18 protein-coding genes are annotated in these 17,595 nt (G+C 49.0%); 7 read left to right on the top strand and 11 right to left on the bottom strand.

Annotated elements, in window-relative coordinates; genetic code table 11:
• Nucleotides 1-4: 4 nt before the first annotated feature.
• On the bottom strand, nt 5-979 hold the full coding sequence (locus FMS18_RS09875) for a TRAP transporter substrate-binding protein (protein WP_163293990.1): 975 nt from the start codon (nt 977-979) through the stop codon (nt 5-7).
• A 332-nt stretch (nt 980-1,311) separates the two neighbouring features.
• Here FMS18_RS09875 and FMS18_RS09870 point away from each other — a divergent pair, with 332 nt between their 5' ends.
• Nucleotides 1,312-3,282 (top strand): hydantoinase/oxoprolinase family protein, encoded by a 1,971-nt coding sequence (locus FMS18_RS09870; RefSeq protein ID WP_163293988.1) that lies wholly within the window; start codon nt 1,312-1,314, stop codon nt 3,280-3,282.
• Between the two features lie 18 nt (nt 3,283-3,300).
• Nucleotides 3,301-4,863 (top strand): hydantoinase B/oxoprolinase family protein, encoded by a 1,563-nt coding sequence (locus tag FMS18_RS09865; protein WP_163293986.1) that lies wholly within the window; start codon nt 3,301-3,303, stop codon nt 4,861-4,863.
• Between the two features lie 317 nt (nt 4,864-5,180).
• Here the strand turns inward: FMS18_RS09865 and FMS18_RS09860 are convergent, their stop codons facing one another.
• From FMS18_RS09860 to FMS18_RS09850, 3 genes are read right to left on the bottom strand one after another with little or no spacing between them, the layout of a single operon-like run.
• Entirely contained in the window at nt 5,181-5,735 is a 555-nt protein-coding gene (locus FMS18_RS09860) for an HDIG domain-containing metalloprotein (RefSeq protein WP_163293984.1), read from the bottom strand.
• A 23-nt stretch (nt 5,736-5,758) separates the two neighbouring features.
• Nucleotides 5,759-6,082, bottom strand: a complete 324-nt coding sequence (locus tag FMS18_RS09855; RefSeq protein ID WP_163293982.1) for an AzlD domain-containing protein — start codon at nt 6,080-6,082, stop codon at nt 5,759-5,761.
• The gene (locus FMS18_RS09850) at nt 6,082-6,792 is read right to left on the bottom strand and encodes an AzlC family ABC transporter permease (RefSeq protein WP_163293980.1); all 711 of its coding nucleotides are present in this window, start codon (nt 6,790-6,792) and stop codon (nt 6,082-6,084) included. Before FMS18_RS09850 ends, FMS18_RS09855 begins: the two co-directional genes overlap by 1 nt.
• A 136-nt stretch (nt 6,793-6,928) precedes the next feature.
• Here FMS18_RS09850 and FMS18_RS09845 point away from each other — a divergent pair, with 136 nt between their 5' ends.
• Entirely contained in the window at nt 6,929-8,359 is a 1,431-nt protein-coding gene (locus FMS18_RS09845; protein ID WP_163293978.1) for a PLP-dependent aminotransferase family protein, read from the top strand.
• A 151-nt stretch (nt 8,360-8,510) separates the two neighbouring features.
• On the opposite strand, the gene FMS18_RS09840 is transcribed toward FMS18_RS09845, so the two are convergent.
• Complete coding sequence (locus tag FMS18_RS09840; RefSeq protein ID WP_163293976.1) at nt 8,511-9,056, bottom strand: tetratricopeptide repeat protein; 546 nt, start codon at nt 9,054-9,056, stop codon at nt 8,511-8,513.
• 133 nt (nt 9,057-9,189) lie between these two features.
• Here FMS18_RS09840 and FMS18_RS09835 point away from each other — a divergent pair, with 133 nt between their 5' ends.
• The 3 genes from FMS18_RS09835 to FMS18_RS09825 all read left to right on the top strand — a co-directional run bounded on the left by FMS18_RS09835 (nt 9,190) and on the right by FMS18_RS09825 (nt 12,553).
• A complete protein-coding gene (locus FMS18_RS09835) occupies nt 9,190-9,768 on the top strand; it encodes a hypothetical protein (RefSeq protein WP_163293974.1) in 579 nt (192 codons plus the stop codon).
• A gap of 28 nt (nt 9,769-9,796) precedes the next feature.
• A complete protein-coding gene (locus FMS18_RS09830; RefSeq protein WP_163293972.1) occupies nt 9,797-10,282 on the top strand; it encodes a hypothetical protein in 486 nt (161 codons plus the stop codon).
• A gap of 120 nt (nt 10,283-10,402) precedes the next feature.
• On the top strand, nt 10,403-12,553 hold the full coding sequence (locus FMS18_RS09825; RefSeq protein ID WP_163293970.1) for a Tex family protein: 2,151 nt from the start codon (nt 10,403-10,405) through the stop codon (nt 12,551-12,553).
• A gap of 67 nt (nt 12,554-12,620) precedes the next feature.
• On the opposite strand, the gene FMS18_RS09820 is transcribed toward FMS18_RS09825, so the two are convergent.
• Nucleotides 12,621-13,268: a fibrobacter succinogenes major paralogous domain-containing protein gene (locus FMS18_RS09820; protein ID WP_203544589.1), complete on the bottom strand. Its 648-nt coding sequence runs from the start codon at nt 13,266-13,268 to the stop codon at nt 12,621-12,623.
• A 43-nt stretch (nt 13,269-13,311) separates the two neighbouring features.
• Complete coding sequence (locus tag FMS18_RS09815; protein WP_163293966.1) at nt 13,312-14,112, bottom strand: EFR1 family ferrodoxin; 801 nt, start codon at nt 14,110-14,112, stop codon at nt 13,312-13,314.
• Between the two features lie 194 nt (nt 14,113-14,306).
• On the opposite strand from FMS18_RS09815, the gene FMS18_RS09810 reads away from it, so the two are divergent.
• Nucleotides 14,307-15,239: an AraC family transcriptional regulator gene (locus FMS18_RS09810; protein WP_163293964.1), complete on the top strand. Its 933-nt coding sequence runs from the start codon at nt 14,307-14,309 to the stop codon at nt 15,237-15,239.
• A 59-nt stretch (nt 15,240-15,298) separates the two neighbouring features.
• Here the strand turns inward: FMS18_RS09810 and FMS18_RS09805 are convergent, their stop codons facing one another.
• From FMS18_RS09805 to cbiQ, 4 genes are read right to left on the bottom strand one after another with little or no spacing between them, the layout of a single operon-like run.
• On the bottom strand, nt 15,299-15,634 hold the full coding sequence (locus FMS18_RS09805) for a restriction endonuclease (RefSeq protein WP_163293962.1): 336 nt from the start codon (nt 15,632-15,634) through the stop codon (nt 15,299-15,301).
• A gap of 13 nt (nt 15,635-15,647) precedes the next feature.
• A complete protein-coding gene (locus tag FMS18_RS09800; RefSeq protein ID WP_203544588.1) occupies nt 15,648-16,046 on the bottom strand; it encodes a 3D domain-containing protein in 399 nt (132 codons plus the stop codon).
• A gap of 24 nt (nt 16,047-16,070) precedes the next feature.
• Nucleotides 16,071-16,769: an ABC transporter ATP-binding protein gene (locus FMS18_RS09795; protein ID WP_163293960.1), complete on the bottom strand. Its 699-nt coding sequence runs from the start codon at nt 16,767-16,769 to the stop codon at nt 16,071-16,073.
• Nucleotides 16,766-17,539 carry a cobalt ECF transporter T component CbiQ gene (gene cbiQ / locus FMS18_RS09790; protein ID WP_163293958.1) on the bottom strand — a complete coding sequence of 258 codons (774 nt, stop codon included), beginning with the start codon at nt 17,537-17,539 and terminating at the stop codon, nt 16,766-16,768. The genes FMS18_RS09795 and cbiQ overlap by 4 nt, the downstream gene beginning before the upstream one ends.
• Between the last annotated feature and the right edge of the window lie 56 nt (nt 17,540-17,595).

Raw genomic sequence — 17,595 nt, 5'->3', positions numbered from 1 at the left:
TTAACTACTTCTGGTAAGCGTTGATTGCGGATTTGAAACCTTTTTTGGCCTTTTTCATGGAGTTTTCGAGCATGAGTTTGGCCTCTTTGTGCAGCATGTCGCTGATTTCTTTAGAAGGTTCAGAAATGACGATGCCTTTTTCTGCGATAATTTTGAGAGCTTCATCGTTGCTCTTTGCGAACTGTTTCCACTGGTAAGCTTCAATTTCAGCAGCGGCTTTGAGCATGGCTTCCTGCTGTTTGGGAGTCAGGGCATCCCAGTAATCCTTGTTGATGACCATCATGTTCAGGGGGAAGGCGTAGTTGATATTGTTAAAGTACTTGAGGTTTTCCCAGAATTTACCGTCTTTGCCGGAAACAGCAGAGGTCAGCACGGAGTTTGCAAGTCCGGTCTGAAGTGCGGAGTAAAGCTCACCCCAGGGTAGGGACATAGGGCTGGCACCGGTGGCGTGGAGCAGTTCTGCACCGTTTTTATCATAGGTTCGGGTCTTGAGACCTTTGAAATCAGCAACGGTTTTCAGCGGTTGTTTGGTGAAAAGTCCGCTGGGAGGCCAGGGAGCGGCGTAGAGCATTTTCTGGTTCCATTTTTTGCAGGCCTTTTCATAGTAAGGTTTGGCTGCATCGTAGAGCTTTTTTGCTTCTGCGTAGTCTTTAGCCAGCAGGGGCATGGAACTTATACCGAAAACCTGATCGGAACCGGAAACAACGCCCATGAGTATGTCGGACATGGGCAGGGTACCATCTTTTACAGTCTTGAGAAGTTCGGGACCCTTAAAGCCGAGGCTTCCGCCGGGATGAACTGTGATTTGAACTGAACCGGAGGTGTATTCAGCGACTTTGTCGGCAAATAGCTTGGCTCCCTGAGAGTGAAAGTTGGTGGCACCGTAGATGGCGTTACAGTCCATCTTGAGCTCTGCGGCCTGAGCGGATACGGCAAAGGCCAAAACCATAAGCAGGGGGGTGATGATCCGTTTTAACATGAGTAACCTCCGTGTTGAGTTTTGCTTTTTTTGTTATTTAAGAAATACTTTTTAAAAAATGTCCGTTATTTGAGTTATAGTGTTTATGAAAAATTAAAAAACGCGAAAAAAAGTGAACAGTTTTTGCGAGTATTTTAAAAATAGATGGTACTTTTTTGAGGTGGTTCGAGCGAATCAGGAGTGTTTATACATAGAATTTGACAAAAATAAAATCTTTTAATCGTAGACAAAATTGGGTAATGTTCGTTCGAATCGAATAATAGACACTAATTAAAATGACAAATCGCAGTTTTTGTAAAAGCGGTTTAATACTACCCAGCGGAGGATATATAGTGCTGATAATTGGAGTTGATACCGGAGGAACATTTACAGATTTTATTTATAAGGATGGAGATAAATGGGGCGTACACAAACGTCTTTCTACTCCTCGTGATCCTTCCGAGGCCGTAATTAACGGCATTAAGCACATAGCCGGGGACCGGCCCGTTCAGGTTGTTCATGGTTCCACTGTCGCCACCAACGCTATTCTCGAACGCAAAGGTGTGAAGACCGCCCTGATCACAAATGAGGGTTTTGAAGACATTATCCAGATCGGACGCCAGAACCGTTCAGACCTCTATGATTTATCTTTTTGTAAAAAGCCGCACATTGTTCCGCCGGAACTTCGCTTCGGAATTAGCGGAAGAATTGATCACGAAGGAAACGAAATTGAACCGTTTTCTGAAGGAAAAGTGCAAAATATTTTGCAAAAAATTAGAAATTCCGGTGTCGAATCCGTCGCGCTTTGTCTTCTTTTTTCGTATTTAAACCCTGAACATGAGAACAGAATGCGTGAACTTTTGGACGCTGTCGGTGTTCCGGTTTCTGTTTCTCATGAAATTCTGGCTGAATTCCGTGAGTTCGAACGTACTTCCACTACTGTTATCAATGCCTATGTTTCGCCCAAGATGACCAAGTACCTGACCAAGTTGCAGGAGGCTTTGGGTGATGATCCTCTGCGCATCATGCAGAGTAACGGCGGTTCCATCTCCGCTGAAACAGCCATGAATGAGTCTGTACGGACCATTCTTTCCGGTCCTGCCGGGGGCGCGGTGGGTGCACATGCCATCGGTCAGATGGCTGGTTACGACCGTTTGATTACCTTCGACATGGGCGGAACTTCTTCCGATGTTGCATTAATTAATGAAGAGTTGCCCCTGACTCTGGAGTCCGCCATCGAGGATTATCCGGTCAAGGTGCCCATGATCGATATCCATACTGTAGGCGCAGGCGGCGGTTCTATTGCCCGTCTTGATGCGGGTGGATCGCTGACAGTAGGGCCCGAAAGTGCGGGTGCTGATCCCGGTCCCATCTGTTACGGCAAGGGTTCCGAGATCACCGTAACTGATGCCAACCTCTACCTTGGCCGCCTTATTCCCGAACATTTTCTTGGTGGGGAAATGTCTCTTAAGACCGAAAAGCTGAACGAGGCCATGGAAGCAATGGCTGAAAAAGCAGGTCTTACCCCGGTAGAACTGGCCGAAGGTATCCTTGATATTGCCAACACCAATATGGAACGGGCCATCCGCGTGATTTCCGTTGAGCGCGGTTTCGATCCCCGTGAATTCACCATGTTCTCATTCGGCGGTGCGGGCGGCATGCATTGCGCCTTCCTTGCCAAGCTGCTTTCCATTCCCAAGCTGTTTATTCCCAATAACCCCGGCATTCTTTCCGCTGTGGGTATGGTTATGGCCGATGTTATCAAAGACTACTCTCTGACTGTCATGCGCGATCAGCACAACACCAATGATGTGGATCTGGAAGAACTCTTTGCTCCGCTGGAAGCACAGGGTCGCGCCGATCTGGCAGAAGAGGGCTTTGCTGCTGACGACATCATTGTGGAGCGTTTTCTGGACATGCGTTATCAGGGACAGTCCTTTGAAATCATTGTTCCTTTCAGTGGTGACTGGATTGAGGAATTCTCCCGTCTGCACAAGCAGAATTACGGCTACCGCAATGATGACAAAACTGTTGAGATCGTCAATATTCGTCTGCGCACCAAGGGCATGCCCACCAAGCCGGAATTTCCGGAAGCGGGCGCGCTGGTTTTCGAAATGGACTCCGAAGCACTGCTCGGAACCACCGAGACCGTCTTTGATTCCACAAAGATGGAAACCCGCATCCTCAACCGCGACAAGCTACGCCCCGGTAACAAAGTCGACGGTCCGGCAATCATCATCGAATACAGTTCCACTCTGGTTATCCCGCCCTTTGCCAAGGGTGAGGTCGATCCCTACGGCAACCTTATTTTCGACATCGAGTAGTCAGGAGGTTTATATATAATGAATGTGAATCCGATCCTCCTTGAGGTTTTCAAGAACAGGTTTGCGGCTATTTCTGAAGAAATGGGCGTGACCCTGACTCGTACCGCTTTCTCGCCCAACATCAAGGAACGGCGCGACCTTTCCTGTGCGGTGTTCGATCATAAAGGTGACATGGTTGCGCAGGCTGCGCACATCCCGGTGCACCTCGGTTCCATGCCTCTTTCCGTGAAATCAGCCATTGAGAACAGCGATTTCAAAGAAGGCGACATGGTCATGCTCAACGACCCCTTCAAGGGTGGAACCCATCTTCCGGACATCACCCTAGTGGCTCCGGTTTTCTGTAACGGTTCCACTGAGCCTTCTTTTTACGTTGCCAACCGTGCCCATCATTCCGATGTGGGCGGCATGGCTTCCGGTTCCATGCCTCTTTCCACTTCCCTTTATCAGGAAGGGATCATCATTCCCCCGGTAAAGATAGTGGAAAAAGGCGAGATCGTATCCGGTGTAATGACTTTGCTGCTCAACAACGTGCGTACCCCGGTGGAACGTGAGGGCGATTTTGCAGCCCAGATTATGGCTAACCTCACCGGAGTTACCCGTCTTAAAGAACTCATCGGTAAATATGGTCTCGCGAAAGTTGATTTTTACGCTGCTAGCCTGAACGATTACGCTGAATCCATCACCCGTAACACCATCAAGTCCATCCCGGACGGAACATACCAGTTTACCGACTACATGGACGGAGACGGTGTGGATTGCGAAAACGTACCCATTTCCGTGATCATGGAAGTAAAGGGCGACAGTGCCAGGCTTGATTTCACCGCGTCCGGTGATCAGGTTACCGGAAGTGTTAATGCGGTGCGGTCCATCACCCTTTCCGCAGTGCTTTACGTTTTCCGTTCGCTCATCGAAGGCGATGTGCCAACCAACGCAGGTATTTTGCGGCCCATCGAAGTTTTGACCCGTAAAGGTTCCATCCTTGATGCCAATTTCCCCGCAGCAGTAGCAGGCGGCAACGTGGAAACTTCCCAGCGTGTGGTGGACGTGGTTCTCGGTGCGCTTGCCGAAGCCATTCCGCAGCGCATCCCGGCAGCAAGTCAGGGAACCATGAACAACATGACCATCGGCGGCATGGACGAGCGGACCGGCAAGCCTTTTGCCTACTACGAGACTCTTGCCGGGGGTATGGGGGCATCCGCCACCTGTCGCGGTGAGCACGCTACCCATTCTCACATGACCAACACCCTGAACACTCCCGTCGAAGCTCTTGAGTACAGTTACCCGTTTCGGGTAAAGACTTACTGCATCCGCAAGAACACTGGCGGAGCAGGCAGGGTTCCCGGTGGTGACGGTCTTGTGCGTGAAATTGAGTTGCTGTCCGGGTGCGAAATCACCGTGCTTTCCGAGCGTAGGGTCAATGCGCCCTACGGCTTACAGGGTGGAAGTCCCGGAACACCCGGTAAGAATATTTTGATCCGTGACGGTGAGGAAATTCAGAAGCCCGGAAAGTTTCATTCACCGCTCAAGAAGGGCGATATTATCCGCATGGAAACCCCCGGAGGCGGCGGTTGGGGTAAGTAATTTTGATGCCTCCGGCGGCCAGAGGGGAAAAACTTTTCAAAACCTTTTATTATGGCTTCGCCGCTATCGTATGGTGAAGTTTGTTAGAGAAAACCTCAAAGCGGTCCGACACTTCTGGCAAGTGTCGGACCGCTTTTTTGGGTGAATGTTCCAGCAGGGAACAAACGTTTGGAGTTCAAACAATTTATAAATATGGTCTGCTTAGCACATTCGTTTAAGCGAAGCTGCGAAGCTTATTGAAAAGTTTTGAGGGGATGGGGTCTGGGGAAGGGGAACTTTTCCCAAAAGTTCCCCTTCCCCAGCCGCCGGAGGCAAAATTATTCCAATCCAACTTCGGGTGCGACTTTGGTTACTGCTTCGATAGAAATAGCGAAAAAGTCGCCTAGTTCGAGACCTATTTTGTCACATTCCTTGATGATCTCGCGATCCACGCTGGCGGCGAATGCTTTGGCTTTCATTTTTTTCTTGAGACTTTTGGGCTTCATGCCGTTCATTCTTTCAGGGCGCATGAGCGCGTTGGCGTGGATCAGCCCGGTCACGGTCTCGCCGCACCGCAGGGCGAAATCGAAATCGGACTGCGGAGCGACTCCGGTCATGTCGCCGTTGTGGGCGCGGATAGCTTTGATTGCTTCATCTGGCAGCTTGCCTTCAAGCATTTCTGCGGCAATCAGGCCGTGCTTTTCCGGGGTGTCGGCGGTTTCGCTGTAATCGAGGTCGTGCAGCAGTCCGGTCATGGACCATAGTTCAACGTCCTGTCCCAGTTTTTCGGCCAGTGCGCCGAGTACGGCTTCAGATTCGAGGGAATGCTGGATCAGGTTTTCTTCTTTTACATTTGTTTTGAGCAGTTCGAGTGCTTCATCTCTAGAAATCATTTTGAAATCCTTTGTTGCTGAAATTACAAGAAATATCTGGCTGCTGCCACCAGTCCCATACCGACAGCCACAGTGCCGAAGAAATTGCGGGTAAACATGGCTACCGCAAAGGTAGGCACTGCCACCCAGAAGTAAAGGTTGTTGAAGGTGAGATCGATAACACCTTCGGGCGCGAGCAGTGACGGGGCCAGCAGGGCGGAAAGTACCGCTGTGGGTACATAGGAAAGCCACTTGCCCACAATGGGCGGCAGGTCGCGGGAACTAAGGGCCAGAGCCGGGAGCATGCGCGGAATGTAGGTCACCGCCATCATACCGAAGAGGGTGAGAAGTATTGTTTGCTGATCCATTATTTATTCCCCCATTTTACTGCCGCGCCGAGAGTTGCGCCGATCAGGGTGGCGATTATTACATTCCACTGTCCTGCACCGCCGAGAGCCAGTGCGGTTGATAACAGCCCGGTGATGAGTCCGACTATTACGTGGCTCTTATCTTTAATCTGGAAAATGAGCAGGGCGATGAACATGGCCGGGAGCGCGTAATCAAGGCCCATGGGCTTTACATCGTTTATGAGCGTACTGGAAAATATGCCCAGTACGGTCCCGCCCACCCATGCTGCTTGGGCGATGGAGTTGATAAGAAAGGTCTCGCCTTTATGCATATCCCCTGACGAGAACCTTGTAGAGTGTACAGCGAATGTTTCATCAGTAAGTTGGAAGCCAAAGAGGGCTATCTCAAGTTTTGACCATTTTTTCAGATACGGAGACAATGCTGCCGACATGAGCAGATGACGCAGGTTGACTATAAATGTTGTGATGATGACCGATACAGCCGAAGCTCCGCTGGCAAGTAACCCGACCGCGATGAACTGTGCTGATCCGGCAAAGACGAGCAGCGACATAAGTACTGTATTATCAATGGAAATTCCAGCTTTGCGCGCTAATACTCCATATGCGAATCCCACAGGCAAAAAACCAAGTACGATTGGTAAGGCCTGTTTGAAGGCGGACATCAGCATACAGCTTTGTTTTATTTTCTGGGAATTCATGATTGATTCCACGGTTACCTCCGGCATAATTAAAATTCAAGAATAGATTTCTGATCTGCTTGCCAGTCTACATAAAATCTGACATCAGTACAGATGCAGATTTATAAAAAATGGACCATAACAGTTTTTGAGTAGCGAGGGAAAAACAATGAATCTGGACAGTTCTGGTAATCAGTACAGATATAAAAAAGTTGAGCAGGAACTTTCAAAACATATTGAAGCCGGGGATCTTGTTCCCGGTGACAAACTACCGTCCCTGCGCCAGATGAGCAAAACCCTTAAAGTCTCCATTTCAACGGTGTCCCACGCTTACGAAGAGCTGGAAAAGCGCGGGCTGATCGAGTCCCGGCCCCGTTCCGGCTACTACGTGCGTAGCGAGTTCAGGATCATTCCCACCCCGGAAATCAAGACCACCCAGAAGCTGGAACCGCACACGGTTACCAAGAACAAGTTGATCCGCACTGCCCTTGAAACCGTGGGTAACAAGGATTTGCTTCCTCTCGGCGTGGTTTGTCCCAGCGAGGATCTGCTGCCTACCCGTCAGCTTGCCAAGATCATGACTTCCGTTATCCGGGAAAATCCACTCGATACCGCCGGATATGAGATGATCCCCGGCAACCTTGACTTGCGTCGCCAGATTGCCTTTCGTTCTGTAGACTGCGGTTCCAATGTTACTGCCGATGAGTTGATCATCACCACCGGGGCCATGGAGGCTCTGTATATTTCCTTGCGCACCCTGACCCGGCCCGGCGATCTGGTCTTGATCCAGTCTCCGTCCTACTACTGTTTCCTGCAATTGGTAGAGAATCTCGGCTTGCGGGCCATTGAGATGCCGTCCTGCCCTAAGCGGGGTATTAACCCGGATCGAGTGGAGGACATAACCCGGACTTTTGACATCAAAGCCTGCATTTTTTCGCCTAATTTCAACAATCCTGATGGCGGTCTGACTTCTGATGAGCGCAAAAAGGAAATCGTAGAAATCCTCGCTAAACGCAAAATCCCACTGGTGGAAGATGACGTTTACGGGGAAATTTATTTCGGTGATTCCCGGCCACGCACACTTAAATCCTATGACCGCGATGGCGGGGTTTTGCTCTGTTCATCCTTTTCCAAGACCATTGCCCCCGGTTACCGGGTGGGCTGGTTGGCTCCGGGACGTTATCTGGAAAAGGCCCTTGAAATAAAAGCCACCACTAATGTTTCCTGCGTTGCCGCTACCCAGATGGCTATCGCCCGCTATCTGCGCGAAACCCTTTATGATCGTCATCTTAAGAAATTACGTGCAGCCATGAAAGATCAAATGCAGAAGATGCGTACCGAGATCGGTTTATCTTTCCCTGAAGGGACAAAAGTTACCAATCCCAAGGGTGGGTCCGTACTCTGGGTGGAGTTGCCCGAATCAAAAGACGGGGTGGAACTTTTTTTCAAGGCCCGCGAAGAAGGTATCGGCATTGTGCCCGGAACCGTCTTCTCGCCGCAGGATGTGTTTTCAAATTACATCCGTCTGTCCAGTGGGTCGCTCTGGAGTGATGAGATTCAGGCCGGGGTACGTCGCTTAGGCGAACTTGCGGCTGAGTGATGGATGCCTCCGGCGGCCAGAGGGGAAAAACTTTTGCAAAAGTTTTTCCCCTCTGGACTCCCCTTTTCAAAACCTTTTATTAGGGCTTCGCCTATAGCTTGGAAAGGAGTACCAGAAAGAAGTTTTTGCTGGCTTGTATGAAATTGCTTTTTTAAGCTTGCATCGAAGTCTCTTCAATCACCTGCTCTACCATATTGGCAGCGTCTTCGAATGATGCTTCGGGATCGGATTCTATGAGGGCGATTTGTAAATTTATTTCCCGTTGCAGGGTGATGTTCTCGGGATCGAAATATAGTTTCCAGATCGGGACGGCTTTTTTACCTGCTCCGGCACGGCAAAGCAGCAGTCCGAGGTATAGATAGGAAAAGTTGTCCTTGCCGAGAATACGGATAGCCCGTTCGAATTCAACTTTGGCCTGAACGTATTTTTCGTTCTTATACAAACAGTGCCCAAGCCTTTTGCGGGCATCGGCATTCTGCGGTTCAGTCTTGATGAATTCTTTGTACTTGGTTGCCGCTTCTTCAAAGCGACTATTTTCATAGGCCACGTTGGCTTCGGCCAAAGTGTCGAGATTTACTTCCTTGGCCGCAATGGGCTTGGCCGCGCTCTGGATTTGCTCACGGTCTTCTTTTTTTCTGAATCCTCCGAAAAGGAATCCTCTTCTGGAAAGTTTCTGGGCCTTTTTTTTATCGGACATATTCTCCTCCGCATTGAAAAAACTGCCGGAGTGTAACGGCAAATGGCTCGAACGCCAAGTTTAAACTCAATCTATGGACATATGGCTACTGCCGTTATAAAACAGAGTACCTGTAAAAAAGTACGAGGTTACCATGAAAAAATTATTGTTGATCCTGATTCTTTGTCTTGGTTGCGCTTCCTGCGTCAAAGCTGATGATTATACCACCCCCTTTAATACCGGGGGCAAGGTTTATAAGCTGGCACTTCTTCCTTGGCGGACAACCACCATGAATTTTGATTTCAAGTATCGCTGGCGCATGACCCAATCTTTGCTTAACGCCTGCAAACAGGCCGGTGCGTTTGAGCTTAAATGGTCCAGCTATGCCGTCAATGGCGGCGATGTTACCATGCTTGAAAATATTAAGAAGTCCAGCTTGTGGGAACGTCGTAAGTACGGCAAATATTATCCAATTGTGCCGGAAGTGCAGGCTGCTCTTTCAGGTGTGGATGCTGATTTGGCCCTTCTGTATGATATCTCCGCGGATAATGCTCTTGGCGACCGCGATGCCATGAATGATTCACGGGCTGATTATGTTCGGCTGTTTCTCGTTGATGTGAAGAGCGGAACGGTCATAGTCGAGTTTGTGCGTACTGATTTTTTGAGGAACGGTGCGGCTGTAGACATCAAACTGGTTACCTTGCGTGCGTTTAATAAATGGCTTACCCAGTAGGAAGCTTGATTTAAAAGGAGTTTTTTCAGTGATTAAAAGTTTTTTACAAAGTTCCCTGATTGCATTCTGCCTTGCTCTTCTGATTGTTTCTTCCGCTTTTGCCGGGGAAATGAATATTAAAGGTTGGGAAAAGGGCAGTGAATACGATTCCCTTTATGACAACACCGACCGCGATGTGTTCAAGGGGACTCTCCTTAAAATTAAGGACATCGAACCCATGGACGGAATGACCGAAGGGATCGGCGTTCTCGTTAAAGATAAGGAAGATGGCGAGAAAGTACTCGTACATCTCGGTCCCAAAGATTTCGTTGAGCCGCGCATCAAAGATCTGCGGCCCGGTGTAAGGGTTAAGGTCTACGGCGTGCTGGTCGAGATTGATGGTGAGTACGAATACATGGCCGCCAAGCTCAAGGCCGGAGAAGAACGCAAGTACAAGTTTCGCCTGACCAAAGACGGCACTCCTTTCTGGTCACTCTCTCCTGAAGAATTACAGAAAGAAGAATCAAGTAATTAATATATTTGTCTCCGACGGCTGGGGRAGGGGAACTTTTGGGAAAAGTTCCCCTTCCCTAGACCCCATCCCCTCAAAACTTTTTATTACGCTTCACTTTTAGCGCATCAAAGTCCTTATCATATGAATTCAAAAAATATTTCTCGTATCTCGTCTGAACTGAGTATTCCATCTAATAATGTAAAATCTGTTGTGGACCTTCTTGATGAGGGCGCGACTATTCCTTTTATTTCCCGTTACCGCAAAGAAGCTACCGGAAGCCTTGATGAGGTTGCGGTTGCTGCGGTCAGTGACCTTTTGGGAAAACTGAAGGAGCTGGATAAAAGGCGCGAAAGCGTACTTAAGTCCATTGATGAACAGGGCAAGCTGGATGATGGTCTGCGCAAGAAGATTGATGGTGCTGAGACCATGCGCCAGCTTGAGGATCTGTACCTGCCGTACAAGCAAAAACGTAAGACAAAAGGACAGGCCGCGATCCAGAAAGGGCTTGAGCCGCTGGCCTATAAACTTTTTGCCCAGAAATGCGACCCCGTTCAGGAAGCGCAGGGCTTTGTTTCAGCGGAAAAGGGCGTGGAGTCCGTGGATGATGCTCTGGCGGGTGCGCGCGATATTATTGCTGAAAAGATTGCTGAAAACACGGTTACCCGCGAGGCCGTGCGTTCTTTGTTTGAGCGTAAGGCTTTGATCGAATCCAAGCCCACCAAGGCGGCACAGGCCGATGAAAATAAAGACAAAGCTTCCAAGTTCCGGGATTGGTTTGATTGGCGTGAACCTGCCAAGCGAGCTGCTGGTCATCGAATTCTGGCTTTGTTTCGTGGCGAGCGGGATAAGTTTTTAAAGGTATCCATCCGCCCGGAAGAAGATGATGCATTAGACATTCTGCATCGTAAACTGGTCCGCTCTAATTCTGCGTCGTCCAAACAGGTGCAGCTGGCTGCGACTGACAGTTATAAACGGCTGCTGGCTCCGCAGATGGAGACCGAGCTGCGCGGGGTGCTGCTGGAAAAGGCCGATACCGAAGCTATCAATATTTTTGCCGCAAATTTGCGTGAAATTCTGCTCTCTCCGCCCTTGGGTGGTAAGCGGGTGCTGGCCCTTGATCCGGGTTTCCGTACCGGAGCTAAGCTGATCTGCCTTGATGCACAGGGAACCCTACTGCATAATGATACCATTTATCCGGTTACTTCCGAGGGCAAGAAGAAAGAGGCCGCGCGTATAGTTAGCGGGCTGGTGGAAAAATATGACATCGAAGCCGTGGCTATCGGTAACGGAACTGCCGGACGCGAGACCGAGCAGTTTGTTAAAGAGCTGGGCTTGGATAAATCCATTCAGGTGATCATGGTCAACGAATCCGGGGCCTCAGTCTATTCCGCTTCGGAAATTGCCCGTGAGGAATTCCCGGATTACGACATCACTGTGCGCGGAGCGGTATCCATCGGGCGCAGGCTCATGGACCCGCTGGCTGAGCTGGTTAAGATTGATCCCAAATCCATCGGTGTGGGCCAGTATCAGCATGATGTGGATCAGAAGGGCTTGGCTGAAAGCCTCGGCAGGGTGGTCGAATCCTGCGTTAACATGGTCGGTGTGGAGTTGAACACTGCCAGCGCAAGGCTTTTACAATCCGTTTCCGGGCTGGGGCCGGTTTTGGCCGCCAATGTCATTAAATTTCGTGAGGAGAACGGGCCGTTCAATTCTCGCCGGGAATTGCTCAAAGTTCCCCGTCTCGGACCCAAGGCTTTTGAACAATGCGCGGGATTCCTGCGTATTCGCGGGGCCAAGAATCCGCTGGACTGCACTGCTGTTCACCCGGAACGCTACAAGGCTGTAGCCGGGATTGCCAAGGATCTCGGCGCGGATGTTGCCGAACTTATCAAGTCCGGTGAGTTGCGCGGTAAGGTCAATTTAGAAGATTATGTTTCTGATGATCTGGGGTTGCCCACCCTTGAAGATATCATGAAAGAGCTTGAAAAACCGGGCCGTGATCCACGTAAGCAGTTCGAGGCTGTGCGTTTTGATGATTCCGTAAAGGAAGTTTCAGATTTGCGCGAGGGCATGATCCTTAACGGTATTGTGACCAATGTCACCGCCTTCGGGGCTTTTGTGGATATCGGGGTGCATCAGGATGGGTTGGCTCATATCAGCCGTCTTGCTGATGAATTTGTGCGCGATCCGGCAACGGTGGTTCATCCGGGGCAGGCCGTAAAGGTTAAAGTCTTGGAAGTGGATATTCAGCGTAAACGGATTTCGCTGAGCATGCGTCAGTCTGATATGTAAGAAAATAGGCCCGCAATATCTTCCATGAATATTGCGGGCTTTGTCAGTCGATCTGGAACCCAATATATTAATCTTTTATACATCTAACTGAAAACATATAATCTTTTGATAAAGTGCTACGGTAAATCTTACCTTTATGCCAGTTCCAGCATGAGTGGGCAAAGGTCCTATTGTAAGCTTTTGCCTCTGTCGCCTCGCTGGCTGTCCAGAACTCGGTATACATTCCTTGAACAAAATACCAACGTTTCCATTTAATTCCGGCAGGCCGCACAGAAAATTTAAACTTATTGACTTGTGACTGGTCAAATTTACTGAACATTGTATCAGGCTGGACTTCTTTAAGAGTAATAGCAAGACCATCCCCTCTCCATCCTTTCTTATCTATATCCTCTTCAGCCATGCCGATTGTTTTCTCCAGTTCTTTCCAATCCACATCCGTTGCTACTCTCCACCCGACAGGGCAGATATTTCGTTCATCAGACACATCGCGCCAGTCATACAACCTGCCATATTTCAGAAGATTCTCTTCTTCGTCATTCGGGATAAAGGCAGTCGGTATTTTTGAACCGTCCCGAAACCTTGTGCTCCTGAGATTTTCGGCAAACCACGTTTGATTCCCGATTTGCACAGTACGGTAGGTGTTTCCTTCTGCATCTTGAACAGTACTTTCTGATATATTTCTTTCATTTGCAGACAACATAGCAGGAATAGACATAATGACTCCTATAAATAGCAATAGTTTCTTCATTAACCAACTCTTAGACTTGGTTATTGGAGTGAATGATTTCTTTTAACGTAACATGACTATTCCTGAATCTGGCACTGCTAACTTCACCTTTGATATGAATTGCGTTTGATGGACAATTATGGACACAGGCAAAGCACATGAAGCATTTGTCACTTAAAGCTATTTTCCCATTTTTCATGTCCATTTCTATGTTGTTAACCGGGCATACGCTGGCGCAAACCCCGCACTGGGTGCAGCTGTCTTCCACAAAAACATAGTTTTCAATCCCTTCACCAACGACATGGACTTTCAATCTTTTTTTATTAAAAGGTTTGCCATCTCGTCTAAACATATAATTCATTGCCGCTTTATCGAAGCAGTTTTCTTTCAATGTTCCCTTTTTTGAGGCGGCAATATCAGATTTTATGGCTTCCAAATGTTTTTCAATCTGTTTTTTGGGTTCCTTTGCGACCTGTTTCTTCATATCAAAAGTGGGCAGGTAATTATCCACCATCCTGATTCGGCTGATGTAAGAGAACCCGAACCCGGCTTCATCTGCTATATCGGACAGATGCTTAGCCACGGCACCGGAATAAATCCCGTAGGTTACAACTGCAAAAAGATAATCACAGTTGAATGTCGCTTTCTTCAAAAAATCAACGATATATGGAGGAACTGACCATGCATGAAGTGGAAAGATAATGCCGATCTTTTCATCCGTAAACTCATAGGTTCCCTCTTTAACCATTTGAGGAATGGAACATAATTCTCCGCCGATTGATTTTGCAATATACAGACTGTTGCCGGTTGCTGAAAAATATAAAACTTTCATTATTTCTCCTTTCAAATAATTGCAGCCGAAACAACATACTTAATGGCTGCTTGCTTGTGAGAGAGGTGTTTTTCTTTTTCTCTAAAAAGAACATAGCTATCAACACCATACAAAACTAGGCGATATAATCGCGAAAACATGCCCAATTGTATCGCTTGGTTGAATTGTGTGTTTTGCAGTGCTACGTAGATTGCATGAGCAGACAGCAAATAAAAGAACTCATTAAAGATAGGCTTGGCGCGGATGGTCTGGTGGAAACCGGAGTGAAGGGAGTGCAGATTTTCCGGGTTACCCACTCACTGCCCTGCGCCCCTGCGGTTTACGAACCAACCGTGGTAGCCATTGTGAACGGGGCCAAGGAAGCTATTTTTGATGGTAAGTCATATATATACGACAGCAGTCGCTATCTGTGTTGTTCCATGTCTATGCCGGTGGAGGCCGGTGCGCCCGCAGCTTCGCCGGAAAACCCGCTCCTTGGAGTGTATATATCTTTGGATACGAGAGTGATGACCGAACTGGCGATTGAAATGGAAAACGCCGCCGGGGCCATTCGAAAACCCAAAAACGGACCGCTTCCGCAGGGGATTGAGCTTGCCCGCTGGGATGAATCATTCACAGAAGCAGTGTTGCGGCTGCTGCAATTGGGGGACAGCCCGGCGGATACGGCGATACTTGGGGACGGTCGGCTTCGGGAAGTTTATTACGCCATATTAAAAGGGGATGCGGGTGATTCCACAAGGCGTGCCTTTGGAGTGGGTAACGAAATTGCTCGGGCGATTAAGTATTTGTCTTCCAGTCTTGGGAAGGCGGTCACCATTGAAGATTTGGCCTCACAGGTGGGAATGAGCCGGGCCGTGTTTCACCGCAAATTCAAGCAGGCCACCAACATGTCGCCCATTCAGTTTGTGAAGTCCATGCGGCTGAACAACGCAGCCATGAATATTGCCGGGGGAATGAATGTGAGCGAAGCGGCCTTGGATGTGGGCTATGCGAGTTCTTCGCAATTCAGCCGGGAGTTCAAACGCATGTTCGGTCAGTCTCCCAAGCAGTGGAGCCGGTCCAAGCAATTACCCGCGGAGCTGATAGCTGATCAAAAAAAGATAAAAAAGAAGCTCGACATCAAATGATTGTCGAGCTTTTTGCTAGTGATAAAGACCTCGGCAGAGCCGCCGGAGGCATCAAATTTTTATAAACCCGGAAGGGTGAGATAACTTTTCGCCTGCTGCCGTTTTCTGCGTTTCTGCATGGTTTTGGGATGAACTCCGAAGCGGAAACGGCGGATGACGCATTCTTTCTCTTTGCAGTCGCGGATAGCTTGGCGATCGCCTACAGTACAGGCAAGGCAGTGCCGACGGATGGCCCGGATGCAGGTGCGCTGGGATTCCTCGGTCTTGGGTCCGCGCAATTCATAAAGAGAGCAGTCGCTGTCCTCACATTCCCTGACAAGCTGCGGGCTGCCGCCCATGCACCACAGGCAGTAGGCCCGTATGGACTGATGAGGATTTCTTTTCCGTTCGCTCAATTGGTTCTCCGTTTTATTTCTTCTCTTTCTTCTCAAAAGTAATGGTCACTTCGCGTTTGCCCCATTCTTTTGCTGCTTTTGTATCTAGACCCATGTAGATGTCAATCTTATTTGTCCAGCGTTTATTCATTTTGTCTTTGACCAGATACTCTCCGGGGAGTCCTTCGATTTTTACTTTTGCGTTGTGTCCCAGTCCCTTGGGGATCAAATCACGTGATACAGCGATGCATTTCATGCCCGGTTTGAGGTCATCTCCCCATGCGCCGAGAAAAGGGTGTTTTGAGGTCTGTGCTACGTGTGAAGTGTAGGCGGTGGAGGCAACTTTCATGGTTATTGTTTTTTCATCACCAATGCATCCTGAAACGATGAAGAGAGCGGTTGCAATCAATAAAAGGGTTCTGAATTTGATCATGTCGATTCCTGATATGTTTTGTAGTTAAAGTTCACACTGTCCGTAGTCGTGATTATCTTTGAAATTTGAGGCTCCGCGCAGAATTTTTCCTTTGCTGCAAGAGTATTCCATATCTGTGACCTGTACCAGAAAATCAAGATCGTGGGAAACCACCAGCATGGCGATATCCAGTGAATTCAGTATGTCGATAAGCCTTTCGCGCATGGCCGGGTCGAGGTCGTTGGTGGGTTCATCCAGCACCAGTGCTTGCGGTTCCATGGCTAGCACTGTGGCAAGAGAAACCAGCTTTTTTTCACCACCGGAGAGGCGGTAGGAAACCCGGTCTTCGTATCCAGCTAATCCAAGCGTGCAGAGGGTGTACTCGGCTATTTTGCGCGCCTCCTCCGGGGATTTACCCAGATTGAGCGGACCGAAGGCGACATCTTCCAGTACCGTGGGACAGAAGAGCTGATCGTCGGCCTGCTGAAAAAGCAGCCCCACGCCTTGGCGCAGTTCCCGGAAATCCTTTTCGGATTTCATTTTCCGGCCCATGTAACAGACTTCGCCTGAATGGGGTTTGAGCAGCCCCATAATGATGTGCAGCAGGGTGGTCTTGCCTGAGCCGTTGTGTCCGGTCAGTCCTATTTTCTGACCTTGATTCAGTGCGAAATCGGTGTCTTTGAATACATCGTTTCCGGGATAGGAAAAGTTTATATCATGCAGGGAAAATATAGGTGAACTCACAGCAGAACCTCAATTTTATTGAACTCAAGAAAAATAAAAAGTGCGATGCAGGCCATAGTGGCGAGCAGCAGGGTCCAGTCTCTTATGCCTGTGCGGTAGGTAGTCAGGGTGTGGAATGTTCCTGCGAATCCCCGGCAGAGCATGGCCTGCCAGACCCGCTGTGCCCGGTCCAGACTGCGCACCAGCAGCATTCCCATAAGCCATGCATAGGTGCGGTAAGTCCGTAGATTTGAGCCGGGGGTAAATGCGCGCATGGTGGCGGCCCTGCGCATGCGGCTGTATTCCGTACTCATGACATGCACATATCGCCAGCTGAAGAGCAGTAAACGGCAGAGTTTATCCGGCAGTTTCAGGGATTGCATACCTGCGCCGAGAGTTTGCACTTGCATGGTGGAGATGAGCGCGGTCATAGCAAGGATAACCCCGTTTGATTTCAGGGTGATGATTGCAGTGTAGATGATTCCGTCGAGCGTGGCAGTAAAGGGACCGATATTGAAGAGGGGCACTCCGGGGCGGGAAAAGGGCAGGAATACCCAGAGGAAGAGAATAAAGAAGTTTACTATGAGCAAACGTTTGAGCAGGGTTTTTAATTTCAGTTTTGCGACGCAGGCAAACAGAATTCCCGCAGCAAGAACACTGCTTGCTGCCGCAAGATTCGTAACCAATGCTCCGGCAAGGGAAAAGATGAAAGCGCAGGCCAGTCTGAATCCGGGATTCATGGAATGGATGGTCGAGTTTCCGTAGGCAAATGGTTCCGTTAACTGCTGCAAATTACTCTCCTGATTTCGGCCTATGGAAGTAGCACGCATCAACAATCCATGCAATC

This window comes from Desulfovibrio sp. JC022 (assembly GCF_010470665.1).
Lineage (GTDB): Bacteria > Desulfobacterota > Desulfovibrionia > Desulfovibrionales > Desulfovibrionaceae > Maridesulfovibrio.
Note: the sequence above shows the minus strand (reverse complement) of the source record. Positions and strands in the feature narration are given on the sequence as shown.